18 protein-coding genes are annotated in these 23,513 nt (G+C 40.3%); 5 read left to right on the top strand and 13 right to left on the bottom strand.

Annotated features, from left to right (window positions below):
* Positions 1 to 74: 74 nt before the first annotated feature.
* The 3 genes from P8O16_RS11400 to purH all read right to left on the bottom strand — a co-directional run bounded on the left by P8O16_RS11400 (position 75) and on the right by purH (position 4,277).
* The gene (locus P8O16_RS11400) at positions 75 to 1,055 is read right to left on the bottom strand and encodes a M28 family peptidase (protein ID WP_300314786.1); all 981 of its coding nucleotides are present in this window, start codon (positions 1,053 to 1,055) and stop codon (positions 75 to 77) included.
* Positions 1,045 to 2,535 carry a cysteine--tRNA ligase gene (cysS, locus tag P8O16_RS11395; RefSeq protein WP_300314783.1) on the bottom strand — a complete coding sequence of 497 codons (1,491 nt, stop codon included), beginning with the start codon at positions 2,533 to 2,535 and terminating at the stop codon, positions 1,045 to 1,047. Before cysS ends, P8O16_RS11400 begins: the two co-directional genes overlap by 11 nt.
* 215 nt (positions 2,536 to 2,750) lie before the next feature.
* Entirely contained in the window at positions 2,751 to 4,277 is a 1,527-nt protein-coding gene (gene purH / locus P8O16_RS11390) for a bifunctional phosphoribosylaminoimidazolecarboxamide formyltransferase/IMP cyclohydrolase (RefSeq protein WP_300314780.1), read from the bottom strand.
* A 366-nt stretch (positions 4,278 to 4,643) separates the two neighbouring features.
* Between purH and P8O16_RS11385 the strand changes: the two genes are divergently transcribed.
* On the top strand, positions 4,644 to 5,402 hold the full coding sequence (locus P8O16_RS11385) for a sulfite exporter TauE/SafE family protein (protein WP_300314777.1): 759 nt from the start codon (positions 4,644 to 4,646) through the stop codon (positions 5,400 to 5,402).
* Between the two features lie 79 nt (positions 5,403 to 5,481).
* Here the strand turns inward: P8O16_RS11385 and purN are convergent, their stop codons facing one another.
* The 7 genes from purN to P8O16_RS11350 all read right to left on the bottom strand — a co-directional run bounded on the left by purN (position 5,482) and on the right by P8O16_RS11350 (position 13,951).
* A complete protein-coding gene (purN, locus tag P8O16_RS11380; RefSeq protein ID WP_300314774.1) occupies positions 5,482 to 6,039 on the bottom strand; it encodes a phosphoribosylglycinamide formyltransferase in 558 nt (185 codons plus the stop codon).
* Positions 6,040 to 6,364: 325 nt separating this feature from the next.
* Positions 6,365 to 7,255 carry a glycosyl hydrolase family 17 protein gene (locus P8O16_RS11375; RefSeq protein WP_300314771.1) on the bottom strand — a complete coding sequence of 297 codons (891 nt, stop codon included), beginning with the start codon at positions 7,253 to 7,255 and terminating at the stop codon, positions 6,365 to 6,367.
* A gap of 86 nt (positions 7,256 to 7,341) precedes the next feature.
* Positions 7,342 to 8,763 carry a glycoside hydrolase family 30 protein gene (locus P8O16_RS11370; RefSeq protein WP_300314768.1) on the bottom strand — a complete coding sequence of 474 codons (1,422 nt, stop codon included), beginning with the start codon at positions 8,761 to 8,763 and terminating at the stop codon, positions 7,342 to 7,344.
* An 81-nt stretch (positions 8,764 to 8,844) separates the two neighbouring features.
* Positions 8,845 to 10,026, bottom strand: a complete 1,182-nt coding sequence (locus P8O16_RS11365; protein ID WP_300314765.1) for a glycosyl hydrolase family 17 — start codon at positions 10,024 to 10,026, stop codon at positions 8,845 to 8,847.
* Between the two features lie 547 nt (positions 10,027 to 10,573).
* Positions 10,574 to 11,815, bottom strand: coding sequence for a glutamate-5-semialdehyde dehydrogenase (locus P8O16_RS11360; RefSeq protein WP_300314761.1), 1,242 nt, complete (start codon positions 11,813 to 11,815; stop codon positions 10,574 to 10,576).
* Entirely contained in the window at positions 11,808 to 12,890 is a 1,083-nt protein-coding gene (gene proB, locus P8O16_RS11355) for a glutamate 5-kinase (RefSeq protein ID WP_300314758.1), read from the bottom strand. Before proB ends, P8O16_RS11360 begins: the two co-directional genes overlap by 8 nt.
* A 203-nt stretch (positions 12,891 to 13,093) precedes the next feature.
* A complete protein-coding gene (locus P8O16_RS11350; RefSeq protein ID WP_300314755.1) occupies positions 13,094 to 13,951 on the bottom strand; it encodes a geranylgeranylglycerol-phosphate geranylgeranyltransferase in 858 nt (285 codons plus the stop codon).
* A 152-nt stretch (positions 13,952 to 14,103) separates the two neighbouring features.
* Here P8O16_RS11350 and P8O16_RS11345 point away from each other — a divergent pair, with 152 nt between their 5' ends.
* Positions 14,104 to 15,474: a Gfo/Idh/MocA family oxidoreductase gene (locus P8O16_RS11345; protein WP_300314752.1), complete on the top strand. Its 1,371-nt coding sequence runs from the start codon at positions 14,104 to 14,106 to the stop codon at positions 15,472 to 15,474.
* A gap of 76 nt (positions 15,475 to 15,550) precedes the next feature.
* Here P8O16_RS11345 and P8O16_RS11340 read toward each other — a convergent pair whose 3' ends face one another.
* The 3 genes from P8O16_RS11340 to P8O16_RS11330 all read right to left on the bottom strand — a co-directional run bounded on the left by P8O16_RS11340 (position 15,551) and on the right by P8O16_RS11330 (position 19,939).
* Positions 15,551 to 16,501, bottom strand: coding sequence for a carbon-nitrogen hydrolase family protein (locus P8O16_RS11340; protein ID WP_300314749.1), 951 nt, complete (start codon positions 16,499 to 16,501; stop codon positions 15,551 to 15,553).
* A gap of 148 nt (positions 16,502 to 16,649) precedes the next feature.
* Positions 16,650 to 17,510, bottom strand: coding sequence for an ROK family protein (locus P8O16_RS11335; RefSeq protein WP_300314747.1), 861 nt, complete (start codon positions 17,508 to 17,510; stop codon positions 16,650 to 16,652).
* Between the two features lie 101 nt (positions 17,511 to 17,611).
* Positions 17,612 to 19,939, bottom strand: coding sequence for a glucosamine-6-phosphate isomerase (locus P8O16_RS11330; RefSeq protein ID WP_300314744.1), 2,328 nt, complete (start codon positions 19,937 to 19,939; stop codon positions 17,612 to 17,614).
* A gap of 382 nt (positions 19,940 to 20,321) precedes the next feature.
* Here P8O16_RS11330 and P8O16_RS11325 point away from each other — a divergent pair, with 382 nt between their 5' ends.
* The 3 genes from P8O16_RS11325 (at position 20,322) to P8O16_RS11315 (ending at position 23,473) form a co-directional block, all read left to right on the top strand.
* A complete protein-coding gene (locus P8O16_RS11325) occupies positions 20,322 to 20,816 on the top strand; it encodes a gluconokinase (protein ID WP_300314741.1) in 495 nt (164 codons plus the stop codon).
* 45 nt (positions 20,817 to 20,861) lie between these two features.
* Positions 20,862 to 22,244, top strand: a complete 1,383-nt coding sequence (locus P8O16_RS11320) for an amidohydrolase family protein (RefSeq protein WP_300314738.1) — start codon at positions 20,862 to 20,864, stop codon at positions 22,242 to 22,244.
* Positions 22,245 to 22,321: 77 nt separating this feature from the next.
* Positions 22,322 to 23,473 carry an aldose epimerase family protein gene (locus P8O16_RS11315; RefSeq protein ID WP_300314735.1) on the top strand — a complete coding sequence of 384 codons (1,152 nt, stop codon included), beginning with the start codon at positions 22,322 to 22,324 and terminating at the stop codon, positions 23,471 to 23,473.
* The last annotated feature ends 40 nt before the right edge of the window (positions 23,474 to 23,513 follow it).

Below are 23,513 nucleotides of genomic sequence, written 5' to 3'. Positions count from 1 at the left end.
GAGGGAATTATTGAATATTCAAAAACTGCAATCATATTCTATTGTTCAGATTGCAATAAACATTGAAAATTCTATTATTCCTGATAAATAGTAAATAAAACAGTTTCTCCCACCGCTTGCAAGGTTCGTCTGTCTATTACCTCCATATTATCTTGATGTGTATGGTGATAATGGCCAAATCCATAATCCGGAGAAAACTCAATAATATCAATCATTGGGATGCCTGCATTTGCATTCACGAAAACGTGATCGTCAAGAATTTCCGGAGAATCCCGATTGACAAAAAAATCTCCTTGGCCTATTTGTGCAGCATTATCCCAAACCTTTTTCAGAATGCCGGAAGCATATTGCCGGGAGTAACCTTCCCGAAAGAATCGAGCTCCTTTTGCACCCACTAAGTCCACCAAAATCCCATAATAAGCAGAATAATTTGGGACATGCTTGTTTTTGGACCAATATTGTGATCCCAAGCACCACCAGATTTGGGAATTGTCTCGAGTCGAAGCTTGCTCAGGCTCTCCATCATCTTCCCCATCAAAGAGAATAATATCAATGCCTACATCAGGCTTCAAGCCCTGCGATGCGATCGTTCGGGCGATTTCAAGTAATACACCGACACCAGACGCGCCATCATTTGCTCCATCGATAGGTTCATCTAACCGTTCGGTGTCTTTATCAGCAATTCTTCTACTGTCCCAATGGGCCGCCAACAGGATTCTCTTTGTTGCTTGAGGATTATAGGAAGCGATAATATTGCTGAGGTCCCAAGTCAGACCATCATATGTTTTTGATTCAAAATCTTGAGTTTGAACGCTAAAACTATATTCTTCTAATTTTTCGATAAGCCAAGCTTTGGTTGCGGCATGAGCTGGAGTTTCGGGAACTCTTGGCCCAAAGTCCACTTGTTTTTGGATAAAGGCATAAGCAGAATCCGGATTGAATTTCGGATACGGTTTGGCAACTGGGGGGTCAATTACCGACTCAGCTTTTTTCTCAGGCGAGCTACAAGCTATTGCCAAAAGCAAAAGCCCAAGGATCCAAATTCTATTCTTCATATGCCCAGTCAATTTTATCTTTCATGTCTTTGACTACAAATCCCAAGTCCTTTAATCCAGCTCGAATCTCATCTACTTTCGCATAATCACGAGCAGTTTTCGCCTCGCTGTAAAGTTTCAGCATCAGGCCAATCATGCCATTTTGCGAATCGGATTTTTCTTCTGTCAGTCCTAAAATATCTTCAACAAACTGGATATAGGTCCCTACTAACTTGTCGAAAACTTCCTTTCCGAAAACTCCGGCAGAAAGCTGTCCAGTATATATTGAATTTATTTTCTTTAGTAAATTGAATAAATGTCCAATCGCCTGAGCAGTATTGAAATCATCGTCCATGGCGCGAAAAGCTGCCACAATGCTGGTTTCTACTTGCTTCACTTGCTCCTCATCTTTCACTGCATCCGCTTCATCGAAAAAAAGCATTTTAGCGATTCGAAGTCCATTGATCAGTTTTTTATAACCTTTTTGCGCAGCTTGAAGTGCATCATTGGAAAAATCCAAGGTAGAGCGATAATGGGCCGTCAGAATAAAATAACGAATAGTCATTGGACTATAAGCCTGCTCCAACAATTTATGATTTCCGGTAAATAGCTCCTGCAAGGTGATGAAGTTACCCAATGATTTCCCCATCTTCTGACCATTGATGGTGATCATATTATTATGCATCCAATAGTTAGCTGGATCTTTATGATTGCAGGCATTACCCTGAGCAATCTCACATTCATGATGTGGAAACATCAAGTCCATTCCACCACCGTGAATATCGAATTGAGTTCCAAGGTATTTTGAACTCATAGCGGTACACTCCAAGTGCCAACCTGGAAAACCTACTCCCCAAGGGGAATTCCATTTCATCAGATGCTCCGGGGCCGCATTCTTCCAGAGGGCAAAATCCACAGGATTGCGCTTCTCGCTTTGACCGTCCAGATCACGACTTCCGCTCATCAACTCATCGATCACTCGACCGGAAAGTCTCCCATAAGGTGTGATCTCGTTGTATTTCAGCGTGTCGAAATACACCGAACCATTGACTACATAAGCCAAACCTTCCTTCAGAATAGCTTCCACCAATTCTATTTGCTCGGGAATGTGTCCTGTCGCACGAGGTTCAATATTTGGTTTCCAAGTATTCAATAATGCCATATCCCGATGGTAGGAATCGGTGTATTGCTGTGCAATCTCCATCGGTTCCAATTGCTCAAGCTTTGCTTTTTTTGCAATTTTATCTTCTCCTTCATCAGCATCTCCCTGCAAGTGACCTACATCGGTGATGTTTCGGACGTATCGAACTTTATAGCCCAAGTAAGTAAGGTAGCGGTTTACTGTGTCAAAAGTGATGGCAGGTCGTGCATGACCAAGGTGGGCATCTCCATAGACAGTAGGTCCGCAGACATACAGACCTACGAATGGCGGTTTGATAGCTTTAAAATCTTCTTTCGATCTGGAAAGAGTGTTGTATAGTTTGAGTTGGTGTGATTTCATAGGATGTATGAAGTACGAATACAGAAAATCAAGTACGAATTTTATCCGGATTTGATTCGGACTGCAAAATAGTGGATTCGAGCGGGTAAATGAAAGGTGAGTTTGGAAGAGCGGTGTTTTTTGAAAGAAACCACTATTCATTAAATGAAAAAAGGCCTTTGAGATTAATTAAATCACAAAGGCCTTACTTCTAAAAACCCATGGTTTGTCAAAGATTAATGTTTGAAATGACGAACTCCTGTCATTACCATCGCCATGCCATGCGCATCGCAATAGTCAATGCTGTCCTGATCTTTGATAGATCCGCCAGGCTGAACTACAGCTGTAATTCCTGCATCGCCTGCAATCTCCACACAATCCGGGAATGGGAAGAAGGCATCCGATGCCATTACTGCACCATTCAAATCAAAGCCAAAAGCCTTAGCTTTTTCGATTGCCTGGCGAAGTGCGTCCACTCTCGAAGTTTGACCTACTCCGCTAGAAAAAAGCTGATTGGAATTGGAAAGTATGATGGTATTTGATTTGGTGTGTTTGCAGATTTTTGCTGCGAAAACTAAAGCGTCTTGTTCTTCTTCAGTTGGTGCCTTTTTGGTCGCAACGGTGAAATCTGCTTTTGTTTCTGTTGCCAAATCCTTATCCTGCTCGATCACACCATTCAAAAGTGTTTTCATCATTTTGGTACCAGGAAGTTCCATTTTCTGCACCAAAAGGATTCGATTTTTCTTTTTCATCAATACTTCTAAAGCTTCATCCGTAAATGCCGGAGCGATCAAAACTTCAAAGAAAAGCGAATGCATTTCTTCAGCAGCATCTTTATCCACAGTCTGGTTGGTCACCAATACTCCTCCAAAAGCGGAAGTGGTATCAGCTGCGAAAGCTTTTTGATAAGCTTCTTTTACAGTAGGAGCTAATGCTACTCCACAAGCATTGGTATGTTTCAAGATTGCAAAGGCAGTTTCTCCTTTGAATTCTGCGATTAGATTAACGGCAGCATCCACATCGACCAAGTTGTTGTAAGAAAGTTCCTTGCCATTCAACTGATCAAAAAGTGCATCCATATCTCCATAGAAATGCGCTGATTGGTGTGGGTTTTCTCCATATCTCAACGCTTTTGCTTTGGTTTCAGACACTTTCAGGGCGGGGATATTTTCAGTTTGGTTGAAGTAATTGAAAATATGAGTGTCGTAATTTGAAGAAACCTGGAAAGCCTGAGCTGCAAAATACCTGCGATCTTCCAATGTAGTTTGGCCATCCTGGGCAGTTAGTTTTGCTTCCAATTCAGTGTATTGATCTTTGGAGGCAATAATAGTTACGTCTTTGAAATTCTTCGCTGCTGCTCGGATCAAAGAAATTCCTCCAATGTCAATTTTCTCAATAATATCTGCTTCAGAAGCTCCAGATGCAACGGTTTCTTCAAAAGGATACAAGTCCACGATGACCAAATCAATAGCTGGAATTTCAAACTCTGCAGCCTGTGCGAGATCGCCTTCATTTTCTCTTCGATATAAAATGCCTCCGAAAACTTTTGGATGTAGGGTCTTCACTCGACCGCCAAAAATTGAAGGGTAGCTTGTCAAGTCTTCGACACGGATTACCTCTGCACCTTGCTCCTCGATGAATTTCTGAGTGCCTCCAGTGGAATATATTTTAACACCATGCTTCTTAAGCAAGGCGATGATTGGTTCGAGATTGTCCTTGTAAAAGACCGAAATTAGGGCTGATTCTATTTTTTTGAGCGCCATTGGAGAATGGTTTGGTTTGAAAACTTAGGAAAGCGCAAAGGTAGGAAAAAACCTTGGAAGGGAACTCCCCAATCCTGGATGCAATTGATGAATTCAATAAATAAACAAGTTTCTGAAAAGTAGGGATTTCATCCATTTCCGAAAGAGATGTTCATTTCTCTATTGAGTTTTGTAATTCTGATTTAAACTCACTTGACACTAATTTTGGGGTAAAAGTAGAAGAGTGAATGATTGGGAGGTCTTTAGAGGCTTCGTTGGTAGATCAATAAAAAATAGTCAAATTCAAATTCGAAATCATGCGGCTTTAAGGTTCTAAAACTGCATTTTGGAATTTGAAAAGCTTGTCGCCAAACTTTAATAAATCGAATGATCACTATAGAATATTTGCCTTTTATCTTTTTCATTGTTGCATTGTTTTACAGTTCGGTGGGTTTTGGCGGAGGATCAAGTTATTTGGCAATTATGAGTTTGTTTTTGACCGATTTCTATGAAATACGTTCAACTGCTTTGGTTTTGAATATTTGTGTAGTCACGATTGGCACCCTGATTTTTGTGCGGAACAAAATATTTGACTTCAAGCTCTTTTGGCCATTTCTTGTTTCAAGTATTCCATTGGCTTATTTCGGAGCTCAGCTGAAGCTTTCACAAGAACTTTTCTTTATGATTTTAGGGGCATCATTGATTCTCTCTGGGATTACGATGATGCTCAGATATATTCAGGCGAAACTTGATTCCAAAGAATTTGGATTGGTTAAAAAACTGAGTTTAGGAGGGGGAGTTGGGTTTTTGGCTGGAGTTTCAGGTATTGGTGGGGGTATTTTTCTAAGTCCTACTTTGAATCTTTTGAATTGGGCTAATCCAAGAACTGTCGCTTCCTTAGCCTCTGTTTTTATTCTAGTCAACTCGATATCTGGGCTGGTAGGATTGGCAGTTGCCGATACACTTCAATTGGACTCGAATCTAATTTGGAAATTGATGCTGGCAGTGGTCTTAGGAGGAAGTATTGGATCTTATTTGTCCAGTAAGAAATTTAACCTGAGATTTCTAGGAGGGCTTACCGCCGTATTGGTGATTTATGTTGGACTGAGGTTAGTCCTCATGCATGGGTTTGGGATAAATATTTAGGTTTAGTTTTTTTAGACCAAACCAAGAATAGGAATTTAAAAGACCTTTAAGGAAAATACTCCAAGAAAGCCCTTTTTCACTAAAGCAAACTCTCAATCACTTCCGGAAAATAGCGATGCTCGAGTGCATGAACTTTGCTTGCAATATCGTCAGGAGTGTCAGACGTTTCTACAAAAGTCGCTGCTTGAAAGATGATTTTCCCTTCGTCGTAGTTTTCGTTGACAAGATGAATTGTTATTCCTGTTTCTTTGTCCCCAGCTGCCCTAACTGCTTCATGCACATGAGCTCCGTACATTCCCTTACCACCATATTTTGGAAGAAGTGCAGGGTGAATATTCACCATTCGATCTGGAAATGCTCTGATAAGTTCTGCGGGTATCTTTAAAAGGAATCCTGCCAAGATTACCCAATCTATCTTTTCAGCTTGGAGTTTTTCAAGCAAAAAACCTTCTTCCAGCTCTTTTTTAGAAAAAGTAAAAGTAGGAACCTCAAATTTCTTCGCTCGCTCCAACACAAATGCATCTGCCTTGTTGGAAGCGACTAAGGCAATTTGGGCTTTCGCAGAGTTTTGGAAATACTCCATGATTTTTTCTGCATTACTACCGCTTCCGGAGGCGAGGATGGCTAGACGTTTCAATTTGGGTGTTATTTATTTGAGTCTAAAATTAAACGATTCTAAAGGGGAGATCAAAAAAACGTTTATGATTTACGAGATTTTAAGTAGTCCAACAGATTGTTTTCTGATTTTGAAAGTTTTGAATTTAAGATTCTTTTCCTGGGATAGTGAAGCTTATAAAAGGTAAATTTTTAGCCTTCTTCATGAAAAAGAACTGATGAAAACCCAATTCTTTTTTAGCAAATTAAAGCCTAGGAATAAAGCTTTTCCTAAAAGCAATCTATTGCTTAAAGACTTCCATTATACCTAGGTTTTCAGATACGGTGCGTTTTAGCTACTATCTTGATCAGTATTTCAATTTTTCGTTCTTATCCCATACTCCCCAGAAAGCACCAACATCTCCTTCGTTGCCTACTTTCCAAGATTCGTCGAACGAAGAGAAATAAAACAGCTCAATGTTTTCCTCCTTGGACCATTGCTGGGCATTGATGAAATACTTGATAGCATTTTCAGTAGAGGGTTCTGCGCCGCGCAAATTCGATCCTTGGTCCGGCCAGCCTGTTTCGGTGATAATTACCTGCTTGCCTTTGCCCGCCTCTGTAGCGATTCTGAACATTTCTTTCATGTAGAGTAGGGAGTGCTCAAGTGGACAACCTTCCCAAAAAGGATAGCAATTGGCGAGAATTACATCACATGCATCGGCGACAGCGGGATGATCTTGAAATTCATAATAAGCATCTACATAGCCAACCGGTACATCCAGTTTGATTTTACTTTTTACTTCATGAATGTATTCAAGAAGTTCTGACTCGGTAAGATCTCCCCGGTATAATACTTCATTGCCTACAGCAGCAATATCAACTAGTCCTTGATTCACTAATTCAATCAAATTAGCGACTTCTTTACGGTTGGTCTCCGGATCATCCCCTAGCCAAGCACCGACCATGGTCTTGATACCTAGTTCTCTTGCGACTTTTGGAATGAGCTCATTCCCTTCGGTAGTAGAAAATGACCGAATCCATTTGGTATGGGGCTTCAAGACCTCCAATCTTTTCCGAATTTGTTCCTCGGTAAGCTGATCACCTGGTTTTTGGCCTTCCAAATATGGGCTAGCACAAAAACCATGGACACCACTGTTCAATTGTTGTTTTAAAGTTTCTTTCAAATCGGCTAAAGACTTTTCTGTTAAGTCTGAGGAAGCGAGTGAAAGAAGTCGCTCTTGTCTAAATGATGGCATGAAATAGTTTTTAATTAAGGGGCTTAAATTACAATTCGACTCGGCTCGCTACAAGTCATTTCTTTATCTTTTTTAATTGCTGTTAATTAGCTACTTGCACTGATGAGAATGGTTTGAATAGCTTGGGGACTTATGGAAATCAATTGTTTTTCTTCTCCAAGCTTCAATTCAAAGACTTTTTTTACCATGTCTTGGTTTAAAATAACCACTGCGATGGATTGGTCAGGGTTTTTAGCTGCGGTAACCAATAAGGAGTCGTTTTCTTTTTCTGCGCCAATTACTTTGGCTCCGGGTCTGATGTATTTGCTAAAATGGACTAAGGTATAGTAAATCGGGGTATAATAGACTTCATCCGAAGCAGGGTCTACGATTACTGGCGCGATACACCAGTTTTTAAACCAATTTGGTCCCCCTTGTCGATCCAGAACTAAATTCCAATCAATCCATCCATCCACCCAGTTATTTAAGCAGCCAATGATGTCTCTAGCATATCGGTAGGTAGGGACATATTTTGGGTGTAAATATTTTTGATCATCAGGAGCCCAATCCCATCCCCAGTCTGTAGCCTCTTTGCTCCAATACCAAGCATCGTCTTTCCACTTAGGGACTTCTGCATCTATACAGGCTTCGGTTTGGATCAGATATTTGTCAGGCGCTATTGCATGCGCATAGTTCAGAGCTTCTGGGAAAACCTCATAAGTACTCTCATACCAGTGAATAGCTGTTCCAGCAAAATATTTTGAGGATTCCTTGTTGGCAAACATGACTTCGACCCAATCTTTGAGACCAGCTCTATTTTGATCGTAGCCAAATATTTTCACTGATTCTTGACCGGATTTTTCGAGCATGGGGCCTAGATGATACTGTACAAATTCAGTCATCTCTTCGGGTGAATAATGCATGCTCTCCCAATTATTGCCATTACCATGGGGTTCATTTTCAACTGTTATTCCCCAGATTGAAATACCCTCAGCTAGGTAAGCAGCTAGGTATTTTGAGAAAAACAAAGCCCAAGTGGGATAGTATTCTTTTAGCAATTTTCCACCAACCCAATCTTGGTTATCCTTCATCCAAGGCGGAGCAGTCCAAGGCGAGGAAATGAGTTTAAATCCATCGCAGGAAATAGTCATAGCGTCCTTGATCAATGGAATGAGTATTTCTCGGTCCTTGTCAATTGAAAAATTCTCCAACTTGGTGTCTCCTGGTACTGGTGCATAGGAATACTGGCTCAAGGAGAAATCACAGGAATTGATATGCGTTCGCGTCAATGAATACTTGGCTCCAGAATCACCAAAATAGGCTTCAAGTATTTCTCTTCGCTTTTGTGTGCTTAATTGGCTTAAGACGTAAGCGGAAGATTCGGTAAATGATCCACCAAAACCTGTGATTGACTGAAACTCCTTGGAAGGATGGAGCTCTATCAAAGAACTTTCTCCACTAAGGTCAAAATCCTGTAGTTTCTGGAGTTTTTTTCCGTCAGCGGATGTTTCAATTATTTCAATCTTCAAGTGAATTGGTTTAGTAGTTGCTGCAGGTTTGCTAATCGAAATTAAAGTAAGAATGGAGAGCTAATTCTAAAATATTTCAAATTAGGTGATCGATTTCAAATGATGATTTGAGGGAGGAATCATCGCTTCTTTTAGGACTAGTTTCTCATTTCCATCATAGGATTTGGAAATTGGATTACCATCTCGAGTCAATCCTTCGAACATTCCTTGGTCTACTTTTTCCCAAAGGGCATACTTGGCTTTTCCTTCGACAGTGATTAATCCAAAGTGATTTTCTGATCCAACCGGATTTGATGCATCTTTCCAAGGCTCGTCAAACGCTTCAAAATAAAAGCAGGAAATACCATTTTCATTGGACCATTTCCGAATAGATTCATAGTAAAGTTTTTCTTTATACTCATCACAGGCTTTGGCGCCATCTGGTCCGTAAAACCCATCAGAAGTCGTTGCCCATCCTGTCTCCCCGATGTGAATAGGCTTCCCAGGTGCATTATGCTGGACATAAGCTTTGACTCGTTCATATTGATCGGTAGCAAAGCTAACTGCACGCTTCATGGCTAAGGAAAGTATTTCTTCTTTAGGTAATTTCTTTTCCTCAGGAGTAACACCCCAAAAGAAAGGATTGTAATGGGTGTTGTGCATCGGGTAGGTGTGCATCGATACAAAATCAACCGCCTGGATGAGTTGCTCTAGTTCCGGTACATGATACATTGGGTCACCACCACCCCAGGAAGAGAAATCATCCGATGAGGTAATCCAAAGTTCTTTTGGGAGCTCGTTTTTGGCTTTGAGTTTCTGGAGGTGCAAAACCCACTTGAGGATGACTCCAGGTTGTACATAATAGGATTCGGCCCACTTTACCATCGCTTCGTTACCGACGGCGATCACCTTGATTATTGTTGGAAACTCCTTTGCAAGGGCGATTGCACGATTGATTTCGGCTTCGTTTTGCTCACTTTCTTGGTGATGATCTGGAGTTAATCCCGTCCAAGCATTCTTGCAATCAATCCAGGCACCTAACATCACATACATTTCAAAATCAGGCTGCTCCCGTTTCAATTCTGAAATTGCCTTCACTACGTTGGGTGCATGGGGAAGTTGTACGTTATAGGTTCGTACTATCCGAATGCCCATGGCATAAAGAATTTTTAAATCCTCCTTAAGCTGAGCAATAGTTGGCTGGTTGTTTCTTGTGGTGTCTCGATAGCCTCCAAAAGAAATGGCGAGGTAATCAGAATTCCCTAAGATATCTTTAGCGGTCATGGTTTGATAGTTGGTTTAATGGCAGCTCTTACAATAATATTATAATTTTCTTTTTCCTGCTTGTGTTCCAGTAAGAATTCGACGGATGGCCACTAACCTTTGAGTAAATCCTTCTGTTGGAAACTCCAAGAAAGCCTAAGTATTTAATTATAATTTCTTGAGTCTTTTCCAAGATAAGTCAATTTCTCAAGCCTCTATACTAAGCTTCACAACTGAAGCTCTAGCCTCTCGGCTATTGCATAATATAGTTATTGTTCAAGTCCTATTTATCTGAGTTCGTTAAATGGGGAAAAAACTTGGGGATATGAAAGGTCAAGTCAAACTCTCAATTATTTCGGCGTATTATTGATATTCTAGATTATGTACATTAGCAGCAATATCTTCTTGATTGTCTGGTTCTTCATGGAAGTTGCCTTTTAAAAGATGAATTATAGGGATTGATTTCTTAGAAATTATTCTTTGTTTCTTGCTGTGCGGCCGCGCCGCTGAAAGAATAAATAGAATCTTCCGACATGGAAATTACTCAATCTTATTCGCCTCAAACTCCCTACTTTCTCACCTGACCATTTCCTCGAACGATCCATTTGTAGCTGGTAAGTTCTTTCAGCCCCATCGGACCTCGGGCATGTAGTTTTTGGGTACTGATTCCGATTTCTGCTCCTAGTCCAAACTGATTTCCATCGGTAAAAGCTGTCGAAGCATTGACATAGACTGCAGCAGCATCCACCTCCAAGAGAAATCGATCCATAGTTTCTGGGCTTTCAGTGACAATGGCTTCGGAATGTTGCGAGGAATATTTGCTAATGTGATCTAAGGCTTCGTCCAGATTAGCTACTGTTTTGATAGCTAATTTTAAACTGAGAAACTCCGTCCCAAAGTGGGTTTCATCTGCTTGTTTGATTTTTGGATTTTTGTTTAATGCCTTAAAGGCGAGTTCATCCGCAAAAATCTCGACTTGTAGTTCCAACAAAGGAGCGACTAATTTATTCAGATTTTTCAGTTGGCTCTTGTGAATAATCAGACAATCCAAAGAATTGCAGACGCTTGGTCTTCGAGTTTTCGAATTCAGAATTATTGCTTTTGCTTTCTCCACATCTGCGCTTTCATCCACATAAGTATGGACGATTCCCGCACCGGTTTCAATTACCGGTACTTTTGCATGTTCTCTAACGAAATTGATCAGCCGCTGCGAACCCCGTGGGATAATTACATCTACGAAACCAACTGCCTCAAGTAAGGCTTTGGTAGCGGATCGATCCGCAGGGAGGAGTTGAAAAGCTGATGTAGGAATTTCATGATTTTCCAAAACTTCATGAATCAAGCTCATAATGGCACGATTCGAAGAGTCTGCGTCTGAGCCGCCTTTCAGAATTAATCCATTTCCTGACTTGATGGCTATCGCAAATACATCAAAAGTGACATTGGGCCGGGATTCATAGATGATCCCAATTACCCCCAATGGTACCGAGATTTTTTGTATTGAAAGTCCATTTCCCAAAACCTGCTCTTCCAGAATATGTTGAAGCGGCGACGGTAAATTGCTTACCTGGATTAATTCAGATGAAATACTTTGGATTCGCTCTGAAGAAAGTAAAAGCCGATCGTACATTGGATTTTGCATATCCATCCGTGCAAGATCTTTTTTGTTTTCAGTGATCAAAAAATCACTTTTGGAGATAGTCAGAGCTGCCAAATCATTTAAGACAGCATTTATTTTGGAGTTAGAAAGCCCAATCAGCTTTCGGCTGGCTTTTTTTACGCCTTCAAAAATCTGTTGATACTCATTCATGATCGAAAAGATAGAGGTAATCGTAATGAATTAGTGCTTTTTGATTTTTTAGTCCCAATCGCTCTTGGGCGAGTTTTGAATTGTACTCTGCTCGACCTAATCCGATTTTGTTTCCATTTTCATCTTTAATCAATAAGATATCACCTTTGGAAAATTCGCCTTCCAAACTTGAAATTCCAATTGGAAGTAGACTCCGAATAACTTCTGAAGTAAGTGAAGCTTTCGCTCCAGCATTGACGGTAAGTTCGCCTTTGTAATAGGAAGCTCCGTGAGCCAGCCATTTTTTGGTGCTATGTGTTGATTTTTTGGCTTCAAATTGTGTGCATTTGATTTTACCTTCTGCAAATTCTTCCAAAATATTATCCCGTTTACCATTGGCGATGTAAACTTGAATCCCCAAATCTGCTGATTTTTTGGCCATTGCATATTTGGTCAGCATGCCGCCTCTACCAAATGAGGATTTCGATGCGGAAATGTATTTGGAGATTTCCGGCATGGAAGAAGAGACTTTTTCGATCAATTTCGATGCTGGGTCGGTAGGGTTTCCGGTATAGATCCCGTCCACATTGGTAAGCAAGATCAGTGTATCTGCATCGATCATGGCTGCAGTCAGGCCAGCCAGTTCATCGTTGTCGGTAAACATCAATTCGGTGATGGTAACGGTGTCATTTTCATTGATGATCGGGAGGATTCCCTGAGCTAGCAAAGCCTGCACACAATTTTTCATATTCAGGAAATGCTTTCGATCCCGAAAATCTTCCTTGGTGACTAAAATCTGAGCGATTTGGATTCCTTGCTTTTCAAAGCGCTGTTGGTATTCGTTGATTAATCGAATTTGTCCGGTGGAGGCCCAAATTTGTTTTTTGAAAACAGGGTTTAGCTTTTCTGGAAGTGGAATCGCCTGTCTCCCAAAAGCTACTGCACCGGAACTTACAAGGACTACTTTCTTTCCCTGACTCATTAGATTTTGGATCTGTAAGACCAATTTCTTAATCCTTATGAGATCGGGAAGTCCGTTTTCCTGTGTTAGTACATTAGAGCCGATTTTGATTACAATGACTTTTCTTTCTTGCATTCTTTAGAAAATTTGTATCAAAATACTCGTTTTATTGCGAATTTTGTCAAAAAATTAGGGATTACGATTAACGAGCTCCCCGAAGTTCTAGACACTTTTTCATTATTTTAAAGTCCCTTTTGATAAAAAGTCCAGTGCTTAAATTAGGACTTACAGTTCCTCTGGGTCTTGTAAATCGTCATTCATAAATCTTATATCACAAATCACAAAAATCCCATACTCATTGTCCCAACAAGCATAAGGATTTTAGCGAAAAGGCTTAATTGAGTGAAATGATCTTTTCTATCCGCCTCGTAGATCTTATACATGAAGTACATAAAAAATATGCCTAAACCTCCAAAATAGTAGAAAAGGTGTGGTTTGTTGATTTCAAAAGTGATAATGATGATCGCTGAAACAAAACAGATAGCGACTAGAAAAATGACATCTTTAGTTTTTCGGAAGCCAATCACAATCGGTAAAGTCCGACACCCATGTTTCCGATCGCCAGGACGATCTTCGATGTCTTTGATGATCTCACGAATTAAGTTTAAGAAAAAGGCGAAAATAGCATAAGTCAACACCAAAAGTTCTGATTTTTGATAATAAAAGACTACCAAATAAATTGCTAATCCTGTCAAAAATGCGACAGTTAGGTTACCAATAAAGGGTTCCCGCTTCAATCGGTTACTATATAGCCAAAGTAAAAATGCAGCAGCAAAATTGATCAAACCGATCCTAGGCGCTATTGCAAAGCCTAATCCAACTCCGGTGAAATTCAGAATAGAATGAAGAAAAATCACCATTCGACGTTTGATTCCTTTCCCTACTACTACTTCATGGGGGCGATTCACATAGTCGATTTTGACATCGTAGTAGTCATTAATCATATACCCTGCAGCAGTGATGATTATGGTCGAAAATACTAAGAGGTACAGCTTAGGGTCTTGAAAAACCGGAAGCCCCTGATTAGTTGTTCCTATCAAAAAATAAGCAGACATGAGCTGCGCAAAGCCTACCATCAACAAATTGATAGGCCTGCTGATTCGAAAAAGTCCCCGGAAAGAGATTATGCGTTCCATGCTTATTTTCAGAAACTCAAAAATAGCTCAAATGATTTGTAAAGCTGATTTTTTATCTATTTATCAATCAGAAAAATCGATTCCGTAATCCCTGGTACAAAAAAAAACAGAAATGCTTATCTTACTTCCATCAACCCAATAACCCTAAATTAATGGATAAGAATCAAATTAATTCCAGGCGCGATTTTATCGCAAAATCCGGATCTCTCCTTGCGGGATCATTTATGGTACACCCAATCGCTGAAGCGCTTACTTTTTGGGATAAACCGGATCAGAAAATGAGACTTGCTTTGATCGGAACAGGAGTGAGAGGCTGTTCTATGTTTGGGCGTGATGTGATGCGGGTTTATAAAGATCAAGTGGAATTTGTAGGCTTGAGTGATAAAAATGAGGGAAGATTGCGCTATGGAAAAGAATACATAGGTGCAGATTGTCCGCTGTTTGCTGATGCTGATGAAATGCTTGCCAAAACCAAACCAGATGTGTTGATAGTAACTACGATGGATTCTACACATCACGAGTTTATCATCAAAGGTTTGAACGCAGGAATCAATGTGATCTCAGAAAAGCCAATGACAACCGACGAATTCAAATGCCAGGCAATTTTGGATGCAGAACGTAAATCTGGAAAGCGGTTGATCGTGACTTTCAATTACCGTTATTCACCGCATCGTCAAAAACTATATGAATTACTTCGGGCAGGAGAAATAGGTGATTTAACTTCTGTTGATTTTCATTGGTACCTAGATACTTCTCATGGCGCTGATTACTTCCGAAGATGGCATGGCTACAAGGAAAAAGGAGGAACGCTTTTAGTCCACAAATCCACCCACCATTTCGATTTGTTGAATTGGTGGATCGATTCGGATCCCGAAGAGGTTTTTGCCTACGGGAAATTGGAATTTTATGGAAAAAATGGGTCTTTCCGTGGTACTACTTGTAGAGGATGTGTGCATGCTGATAAATGCGATTTTCACTGGGATATTACCAGGAGTGAGCATCTGATGAAGCTGTATGTGGAGAATGAGAAATACGATGGATACCATCGAGATGGCTGTGTCTTCCGTGAGGATATCAATATCTACGATAAGATGGCCGTTCAGATTAAATACAAAAATGATGTTCAGGTCAGTTATTCTCTGACGACATACTCTCCTTACGAGGGGTATAGAATTGCTTTTAACGGAACCAAAGGTAGGCTCGAGGCTTGGATTAAAGAGCGCCAGCCTTGGGATGAAAAAGCGGAGGATGAAATTCACTTAACCAAAAATTTTGGGGAAAGAGAAACAATCATTATTCCTCATGGTGGAGGCGGACATGGTGGCGGAGATACTAGGCTAAAAGATAAGCTTTTCAAGGATCCAACAATGGCTGATCCATGGCGTCAATCCGCCGGAAGTCGTGATGGCGCTATGTCAATCTTGGTAGGTATCGCGGCTCGAAATAGTATTGAGACTGGAAAACCAATCAAAGTTCAAGACTTGACCGATATTCCACTAAAGACGAGTGGGCGAGGGGCTTGAGATTTATGATTTAGGAAGTGAGACATAAAATTTAAGGCCGGTTTAAGTTAAACCCTTTGTTTTAGCTTTCCGGCTTTTACTTATATCTGACAGATGCCTGTCTTTCGCGGTTCACACTTAATTGCAACACATCAGGTCTTGAATAGTGTCCAACTGCATCAAAGTTTTGACGCTCCTCTAGGACACGGTTAAAGTCTAGTGTTTCAATCAAAAGTCCTTCATGATCAGCAACAGGTTCCAAAATCCACTTACCATCTGGTCCAGCAATACAGCTGCCTCCATTTGCTAAAATTTCCGGGCAGTTTTTTAAGATCACATCCAGATGAGGTGTATCTGATGGGAAATCACTTTTTCGCATCAAACTGGAAACTGAGATTGAAAATGATCTGCTTTCCTGGGCAATCATACGAGTGATGTTCTCAGTATTTCGAACAGCTCCCGGCCATACTGCGATATGGAGATTTTCCCCCAGGCCGTAGAGCGCAGTTCGCGCAAGTGGCATCCAGTTTTCCCAACAGTTCAACCCACCTACTGTAAATTCCTTGAGTGGGTGAACTTGAAGTCCATTTCCATCTCCTTGAGCCCAAGTCAGGCGTTCATCATAGGTTGGTTGGAGTTTGCGATGGACGGATTTTATTTCACCGGTATTGTCTATGTAGACGAGCGAACAATAAATGCTATGACCACCCCTGTCGATTGGACGCTCAATTATCCCAAGATAAATCGCAATCTGATTTGCCTTTGCCAATTCACATATTCGCTTTAAATCACCGGATTCTACGCTGATTGCATTCCGTAGGTAATGGGCATGAATTTCTTTTTGAATTGTATTGTCCCAATCTGATGCTTCGGTGATAGAAAGCCACCAAGGATAGCCCGGTACCAGTCCTTCTCCCAAAATGATTAATTCACAACCTTTAGAAGCTGCTTCTTCGATCGATGACGCTACTTTTTCAAGGGTTTTGACTTTATTCAGCCAAACTGGAGCTATTTGAGCTAGTGCGACTTTGAGGAGGTGATTGGGCATTTTGAAAGATTTTTTAATAAAGGAAAAGTAGGGTAAAATCAATTCTTATTCAAGAGTAAGTATCATGTCTGGAAACCGTATCCTTCAAACAAAAAAAAGCGAATCTGATGAGATTCGCATTTTCAGAAAACTAAACCAACTTGATAAACTAATTAATGATTGTTTCTGGCTCCAATTCTACCAACGCCACTGCGCCATGGATAGCAGTTTCATCCAATTCCGAAAGTAAGATTTCTAACCGATCTAAAACCGTAGCATAGCCAAATGTGGAAAGCGTTTGATTTAGAGATTTTTTAAAAAGGGGATAAGTTTTTCGAATAGACCCTCCCAATACTATAGCCTCCGGAGCCAATGCATATAATATATGTTTTATTAATTCTCCTAAATGGTGCCCATATTCATCGAATGCCCTAAGTGCTCTCTCATCTCCAGCTAAAGCTAACTTTGCTAGCGCCTTTGGTCTAGATTGGTAATATTTTGCAAAAAACTTTCCGCTGCAATAGTGCTCAAAGTCATAGTCTAGGTAAGGTGCGCTGCACCATTCGCCAGCCGCTGAATTCACTCCGCTATACACATGTCCATTGATCACAATTCCACCACCAACCCCTGTGCCAAGCGTAATCCCAACCAAATTTTTGAATTTTCTACCTACACCAAATTTGTGGACCCCTAAAGCGAAACAGTTTGCATCATTGTTAATGAAAATAGGTTTTTGATAGCGATTGGATAAGAATTTTTTGAGTTCCACATGCTGGAAAGCAGGAATGTTTGAAAGTCCTAAAACAATCCCTTCTTCTACATTCACTAGGCCAGGAATTCCTATTCCTATTCCCATGATCTCATAAGCGGAATATGAATCAATAAACTGTGCAATAGTCTCCAGTATATATTCCTTGCTTTCTTGAGCCGGAGTAGAAATAGACCGGATATCATGTAGATGTCCATTGACCAATACACCGCCTTTGATGCCGGTGCCTCCGATGTCTAATCCTAAAATGGCCTTTTCCATTTTTTACAATTTTGGGTTAATAGGTTAATCGAAAAATCAGAAGGTCGTCGATTTAGGGACAACCCTCTGATTCAAATGGTTAAAATTTCAGGGAATGTGTTTTAAAGCATTCCTTCTATTGATTTTTCAAGTTCTCTGGCTGTGGCCAAAAACTCTTCAACATTCATGTCCCGGAAGAAAATTAATCCGTGGCTTGATCTCACTTTTGCTCGCTCATGAAGGTAAAAGTAATTTTTACCTAGCAGGAGTTGAATTGCATCCAGTTGATTTACCCAAGTTCGCTTTGCAACAGTACTAAACTTTCCATTATGTGCATAGCTTGGGAAAGATGCATTTACTTGACTTAAATAACAATTAGCAAATGAGTCTTCCATCACTGACATGTCACCAAGAGAAACGGGAACGATCACATTGACTTCATGTGGCTCAAACTTAAACCACACGTTTCGATATCCAATGATCCGAAGTTTGCTAATATCCTTTTCCTCGCCCCACTTTTTTACTGCTGCGGCAGTGGCTTGAAGCACTTTATAATGGGTGTCCGGACCACTTCCCTCAGGATCGAGTGTTAAACTAATCTTTGTAGGGTTAACTTTTCTAAACATTTCCACGATCGGTTCCACATCACGGGTTTTGTCTGGCTGCTCAGTGAAAATATCTCCAGTGTAGAATCCTAGTCTTAAGTGATGGACATTCTTTACTTGCACTCCAAAGTGCGCCCAAACCAATTCTTCTTCAAACTCTCGGATCATTCCTTTCAGTTTTTGGATTTTGGATGGGTTTTTCTCTCCGTCGTAGCTATTTCTTAATACGCTGATCACTTCATTGATCGTCTCACGAAGTTGCGTTTTGTTTTTGATCTCATAGATGGTTACCAAAGCCCGAACTACACGGTGACAGAGACCTCGCTCTCTTTCGAAGGCATTTTCAGAAGCTACATTAGTGAGGAAATGGTAGACGTCCTTGTCTGTTTTCAAACTATATCCAACCTGGAAAAAATCTTCGAAGTGTACCATCTGGATTTTTCCTTCATCCAGAAGCTTTTTGGTGAATTGAAGTGTGTCAATCACAAAAGTATTGGTCACGGCAGTAAAGCCTGATGTCAATACTGAGAAATGAGCTTCATTGCTCGGTTCGTGGAGCTGATTGGTAATGTGCGGGAGGATCCCCAAAGAAATATCATCATGGTGAGGCCCTGTGTGTAGGAGTACCTCATCAGTTTCTTGCTCCAGCCCTTTTGCAAGCTTGTTTTCGATACTTTTCATCACCTGATTGACTGTGTCCTCTGACAAGTCAGGAATCAGACGGGTGTATTTGTCGGCTTTTAGGTCCGAAAGTTTCAGCCTATGGCCATATTTCTTGAGTTTTTTACATAGGTCGATTACAGATCGTTCGGTTTTCTCCCAGGTCCATTCCCCTCTTTCATAATAGGAATCCATGGAGTCAGTGAGTTTTACGCCGGCTCCTTTAGTAAGGTAGAATCTGCCATTTTTCAATTTTTGAAGAACTGTTGCTGGATAGACATTGGTCATCTTGGTCTCAAGAGAATCTTTGACGATACCCGCTTTTGCTTCTCCTGCGGCGATAATTATTCCAACCGCCTCTGGATTGTAAACAATTGTATCTAAACCGATCGTGATGACTAATCTATTGGCAGAAACTTCGATTCCTCCTAGATCTCCTGCAGCAACAGCTTGAGTTTCAAAGTTAGTTTCAGTTAACCTTGTTACTGAGAAAATATGGGAACCTCTCGTATTGAAAGCGATATGACCATCGGGACCTATTCCACCTAAAAAGAATCCGATTCCTCCAGCATCCCGAATCCGCTGCTCATAGTCTCCACACCATTGATCAATCAGGTAGATGGATTCTTGTTGAAGTTTTTCCAGTTCATTTTGTGGATCTCGAAACCGAAGCGAAAGATCGACCTTCAGATCAGGAAAGACCTTGCTGAAGTGTAACCCATTGGCTAAAGGAATCTCATCCGAATTAATAAGAATTGCTTTCTCTCTTGATAATCCGAATCCGTCGATGTAGAATTTATTAACGTAGTCGAAAAAACTATTTTTCTGTGAGGAAGAAATAGGGTAAAATTCATCTATCTGTACAAAAGTAAGTTCCTTTAATACAGGCTTCTTGGTATTACCCAATCCATATTTTTCTCTGACATCTTTCCCCTTCTTATTGTCCCAGTTTTCAAGTAAAAACTGAGTCCATTTAATGAAGAATTCAGGAGTTTTTCCAGTTGGTAAACTGATTACCCCTTCTGGATTGGCTGCAGCCCATTCCAAAAAACGACAGGCAGTTAGCAGACCTAATTTTGGAAAATTATCAACCTGTAAGTAAGGGATGAGTGTGCTGATTTTTTCTACACCTGATTCCTTGAGAAAACTCTTTTCTACTTCTGAAAGTGGATACTTGCTTAGCATAAGGGTCTTGAAAGATTATTTTCGGTTATGAGATATTTTATCCTAATCCAAATTCCAAATAAAATAAAGAGAGTAATCGATTTCTGTCCCCTATTAGAAGAAGTTTATTCAAAAAATATAAAATTAAATTCTGAATAAATACGATTTTTCCATTAATTATTTGATAGAACAAATTTAAAAAAAGTTTTTGAATAAAACATACTTTAATAAAAATTTTATAAAAGTATACTCTAGAAAGATGATAAACTTTCCTAGATCGCTCAAAAATTCAAAAAGGTTTCCAAATATATCTCCCAGTTTCTTATCGAATTCAGATGAATCAGAATATAGCCTTCCGTAATTTCAATCAGGTATTAAATCATTATTTTCCCTAAATTCCGAGATGATTATTATTGTCACAGGAGTCTCAGGAACTGGGAAAACTACGCTCGGAAAAGCTTTGGCAGCATATCTAAATCTGCCATTTTATGATGCTGATGAATTTCATCCAGCGGAAAATATTGAAAAAATGAGCAAAGGGGTTCCTTTGAATGATTTGGATAGAACTCCTTGGTTGAAATCTCTTGCAAAACTCTTAATCAAATCTAGTGCTCATGGAGGATCGGTCCTAGGGTGCTCAGCATTGAAAGAATCTTATAGAAAAGTGTTGCAAGTTAATTCGGATGTGAAGTGGATTCATTTAAAAGGGGATCGCGATTTGATTTGGGAACGAATGCTCGCACGAAAAAATCACTACATGAAAGCAAGTATGCTGGATTCTCAATTTGCGACTTGGGAAGAACCTAGTTATGGTATGCATCTTAATATTGACCAATCACCTGAAAAAATGCTTGAAGAAGCATTGGAGTTTCTTGGAGTTGGAATTCAAAAGATTTAGTGAGCTTTGTTATAAAGCCCATTTAGAATTTTAAACTATAAAATTATGAAAAAGAGACTTTGCTTCTGGATAGGAATACTATTCTTTATTGGTATTGGTGAATTCAGTTCTGTATTTGCTCAAGAAATGGTTTTGGGTAATGTTCATGTAGTAGACGTGGAATCTGGTAAAATACTTGAGGACCGTTTTCTAATTCTAAAAGACGGGATAATAATGAGGGTTTTGCCGATGAACAGGCTTCCGAATAACGGTGTAGGAATGAACATTACCGATGGAAAAGGAGCATATGTCTTTCCAGGTTTGGCAGAAATGCATGCACATTTGCCAGCAGCTATAAATGAGAATACCCAACTTCAAGAAGAAACACTTTGGCTATATCTCGCAAACGGGGTGCTTCGGATTAGAAGTATGTTGGGCCATGAGTCACATTTGGAGTTAAAACAAAAAGTAGTCAGTGGCGAGATTCCCGGGCCAAGGATGTTTATCTCTGGTCCTTCCTTGAATGGTACTTCGGTCGAATCTCCGCAAATGGGAGCGCAAATGGTAAGCTCGCAAAAAGCAGCCGGATATGATCATCTAAAGCTTCATCCAGGTCTCGATATGCCAAAATTTTTAGCAATAGCTGAAACAGCAAAAGCAGTTGGAATTCCCTACGGTGGACATGTGTCGCTTGGGGTAGGTCTGGAAACCTGCCTACAAAATGGCTATAAGTCTGTAGAGCATATGGATGGCTATCTGGAAGCTATGATTGAAGATAAATCAAGGCTTGATCCTACCATAGCAGAACCGTTTAGCATGCTGGTTGTAGGCGAGGCAGATCAAGACAAACTTCCTGATCTGATCAAATTGACCTTGAAAAATAAAACGTGGATAGCCCCAACGCTGACACTATTTGATCGATACTTTGGCTATGTGCCGGCTGATTCATTCCGATTGGCTCCAGAAATGAAATACCTTCCGGGACTGCAGATTCAGCAATGGGTAAGCCAAAAGAAGCTTTTGGAAAGCCAGGGTGTTTTAACCAAAGCGAATGTTCAGCCCTATTTAGAGTTTAGAAATCAGCTTTTTCTTTCCCTTCATGAGGCTGGAGTTCCGATGATAATGAGTTCCGACTCTCCTCAGGTGTTCAATGTTCCAGGTTTTTCTATACATCATGAGATAGAGATGATGTCTAAAGCTGGCATGTCCAATTTGGAAATCCTACGAACGGGAACTGTTAATCCAGCCTTGTATTTTGATCAGAAAGGTGAATGGGGAGTCATCAAAAAAGGGGCTTCGGCAGATTTTGTTTTGGTAGAGAAAAATCCTTTGGAAGATCTATCCACCATGAAGCGACCCATTACTGTGGTCATGGGAGGAAAATTCTATGATCGAGCAAGACTGGATGCAGAGCTGGCTAAAATCGAGATGAATCATCTTAGGAAATAGTATTAGAAAGTATATGTACCAAAAATCCTAATTTAGGATAACCTAGATTATGGTTAGAAAAACGTAAACCCCAACCTATGAAACTTTTCAAACCAATCCATTTTGTAGCAATCCTTCTGATTGCTTTCGCTTTCTCCTGTCAATCCAAACCTAAAAATTCAGAAACTCAACTCGAAACTGAAGAAATAAACCTTATGCTCAAAGTAGAAAAAGTCGCTCAAATCCAAGATCAAGAAATTTTCAAATACACTCTGGATAATGGTAACATGCAAGTGGAAATGAGTAATTACGGAGGATTGATCTCCAGAATTTCCGTTCCGGACAAGAATGGGAAGTTGGAAAATATCGCCTTGACTTTGGATAGCATTCCAGAGTTTTTGACCAAGCCCAATCCATTCTTTGGTGCCACTGCCGGTAGAGTCGCCAATCGGATCGGAGGAGCAAAATTTGAGCTGAATGGGAAAACCTACACACTCGCAAAGAATAACGGGGAAAATACACTACACGGAGGATTGGAAGGCTTTAATAAAAAAGTTTGGGATTCGGAGCCATATGCCAATGATTCAATAATTGGTGTAAAAATGACTTATCTCAGCGTGGATGGTGAAGAGGGATTTCCGGGTAATCTGACTACTACACTTTGGATGGAACTGACACTGGACGATGTATTGCGAATTCGATTTGAAGCAGAAACAGATCAGCCAACACTAGTCAATCTGACCAATCATACTTACTTTAATCTTAGTGGAATTTCCGGTCCGGTAACCGATCATGTATTCCAGTTTAATGCCGATGCCTATACTCCGGTGGATGAAGGACTAATTCCTACGGGTGAAATAAAAGATGTGACGGGAACGCCTTTTGACTTCCGAGAGCCTAAGATTCTTGGTAATCAGATTGCCGCAAATAATGGTGGCTTTGATCATAATATGGTGATGAAGCTGGAGAAAAGTCCTGAATTAATCCATTTTGTTAACATTGTTCATCCTACATCAGGAAGGACTATGGATATGTTTTCAGATAATGTGGGTGTACAATTTTATACAGCAAATTTTCTGGATGGCTTTGCCGGCGCTGAAGGCAAGACCTATGATAAGTATTGGGGATTCTGTCTGGAGTCACAGAACTGGCCTGATGCAATCAATAAAGCGAACTTTCCATCATCTATCCTTAATCCAGGTGAGAAATACGAACATCTGATTGAGTATAGATTTGGAATAGAAAAGTGATTTTCACTTCCCGAATCAAATCAAATATCATAATTTTTAA

Origin of the sequence: Algoriphagus sp. (assembly GCF_029254265.1) — a bacterium.
Classification (GTDB): domain Bacteria; phylum Bacteroidota; class Bacteroidia; order Cytophagales; family Cyclobacteriaceae; genus Algoriphagus.
Note: the sequence above shows the minus strand (reverse complement) of the source record. Positions and strands in the feature narration are given on the sequence as shown.

Coding starts and splice junctions, on each gene's coding strand:
- P8O16_RS11400 (WP_300314786.1), bottom strand. CDS start 1,055: ATGAAGAATAGAATTTGGATCCTTGGGCTTTTGCTTTTGGCAATAGCT.
- cysS (WP_300314783.1), bottom strand. CDS start 2,535: ATGAAATCACACCAACTCAAACTATACAACACTCTTTCCAGATCGAAA.
- purH (WP_300314780.1), bottom strand. CDS start 4,277: ATGGCGCTCAAAAAAATAGAATCAGCCCTAATTTCGGTCTTTTACAAG.
- P8O16_RS11385 (WP_300314777.1), top strand. CDS start 4,644: ATGATCACTATAGAATATTTGCCTTTTATCTTTTTCATTGTTGCATTG.
- P8O16_RS11375 (WP_300314771.1), bottom strand. CDS start 7,255: ATGCCATCATTTAGACAAGAGCGACTTCTTTCACTCGCTTCCTCAGAC.
- P8O16_RS11365 (WP_300314765.1), bottom strand. CDS start 10,026: ATGACCGCTAAAGATATCTTAGGGAATTCTGATTACCTCGCCATTTCT.
- P8O16_RS11360 (WP_300314761.1), bottom strand. CDS start 11,815: ATGAATGAGTATCAACAGATTTTTGAAGGCGTAAAAAAAGCCAGCCGA.
- proB (WP_300314758.1), bottom strand. CDS start 12,890: ATGCAAGAAAGAAAAGTCATTGTAATCAAAATCGGCTCTAATGTACTA.
- P8O16_RS11350 (WP_300314755.1), bottom strand. CDS start 13,951: ATGGAACGCATAATCTCTTTCCGGGGACTTTTTCGAATCAGCAGGCCT.
- P8O16_RS11345 (WP_300314752.1), top strand. CDS start 14,104: ATGGATAAGAATCAAATTAATTCCAGGCGCGATTTTATCGCAAAATCC.
- P8O16_RS11340 (WP_300314749.1), bottom strand. CDS start 16,501: ATGCCCAATCACCTCCTCAAAGTCGCACTAGCTCAAATAGCTCCAGTT.
- P8O16_RS11335 (WP_300314747.1), bottom strand. CDS start 17,510: ATGGAAAAGGCCATTTTAGGATTAGACATCGGAGGCACCGGCATCAAA.
- P8O16_RS11330 (WP_300314744.1), bottom strand. CDS start 19,939: ATGCTAAGCAAGTATCCACTTTCAGAAGTAGAAAAGAGTTTTCTCAAG.
- P8O16_RS11325 (WP_300314741.1), top strand. CDS start 20,322: ATGATTATTATTGTCACAGGAGTCTCAGGAACTGGGAAAACTACGCTC.
- P8O16_RS11320 (WP_300314738.1), top strand. CDS start 20,862: ATGAAAAAGAGACTTTGCTTCTGGATAGGAATACTATTCTTTATTGGT.
- P8O16_RS11315 (WP_300314735.1), top strand. CDS start 22,322: ATGAAACTTTTCAAACCAATCCATTTTGTAGCAATCCTTCTGATTGCT.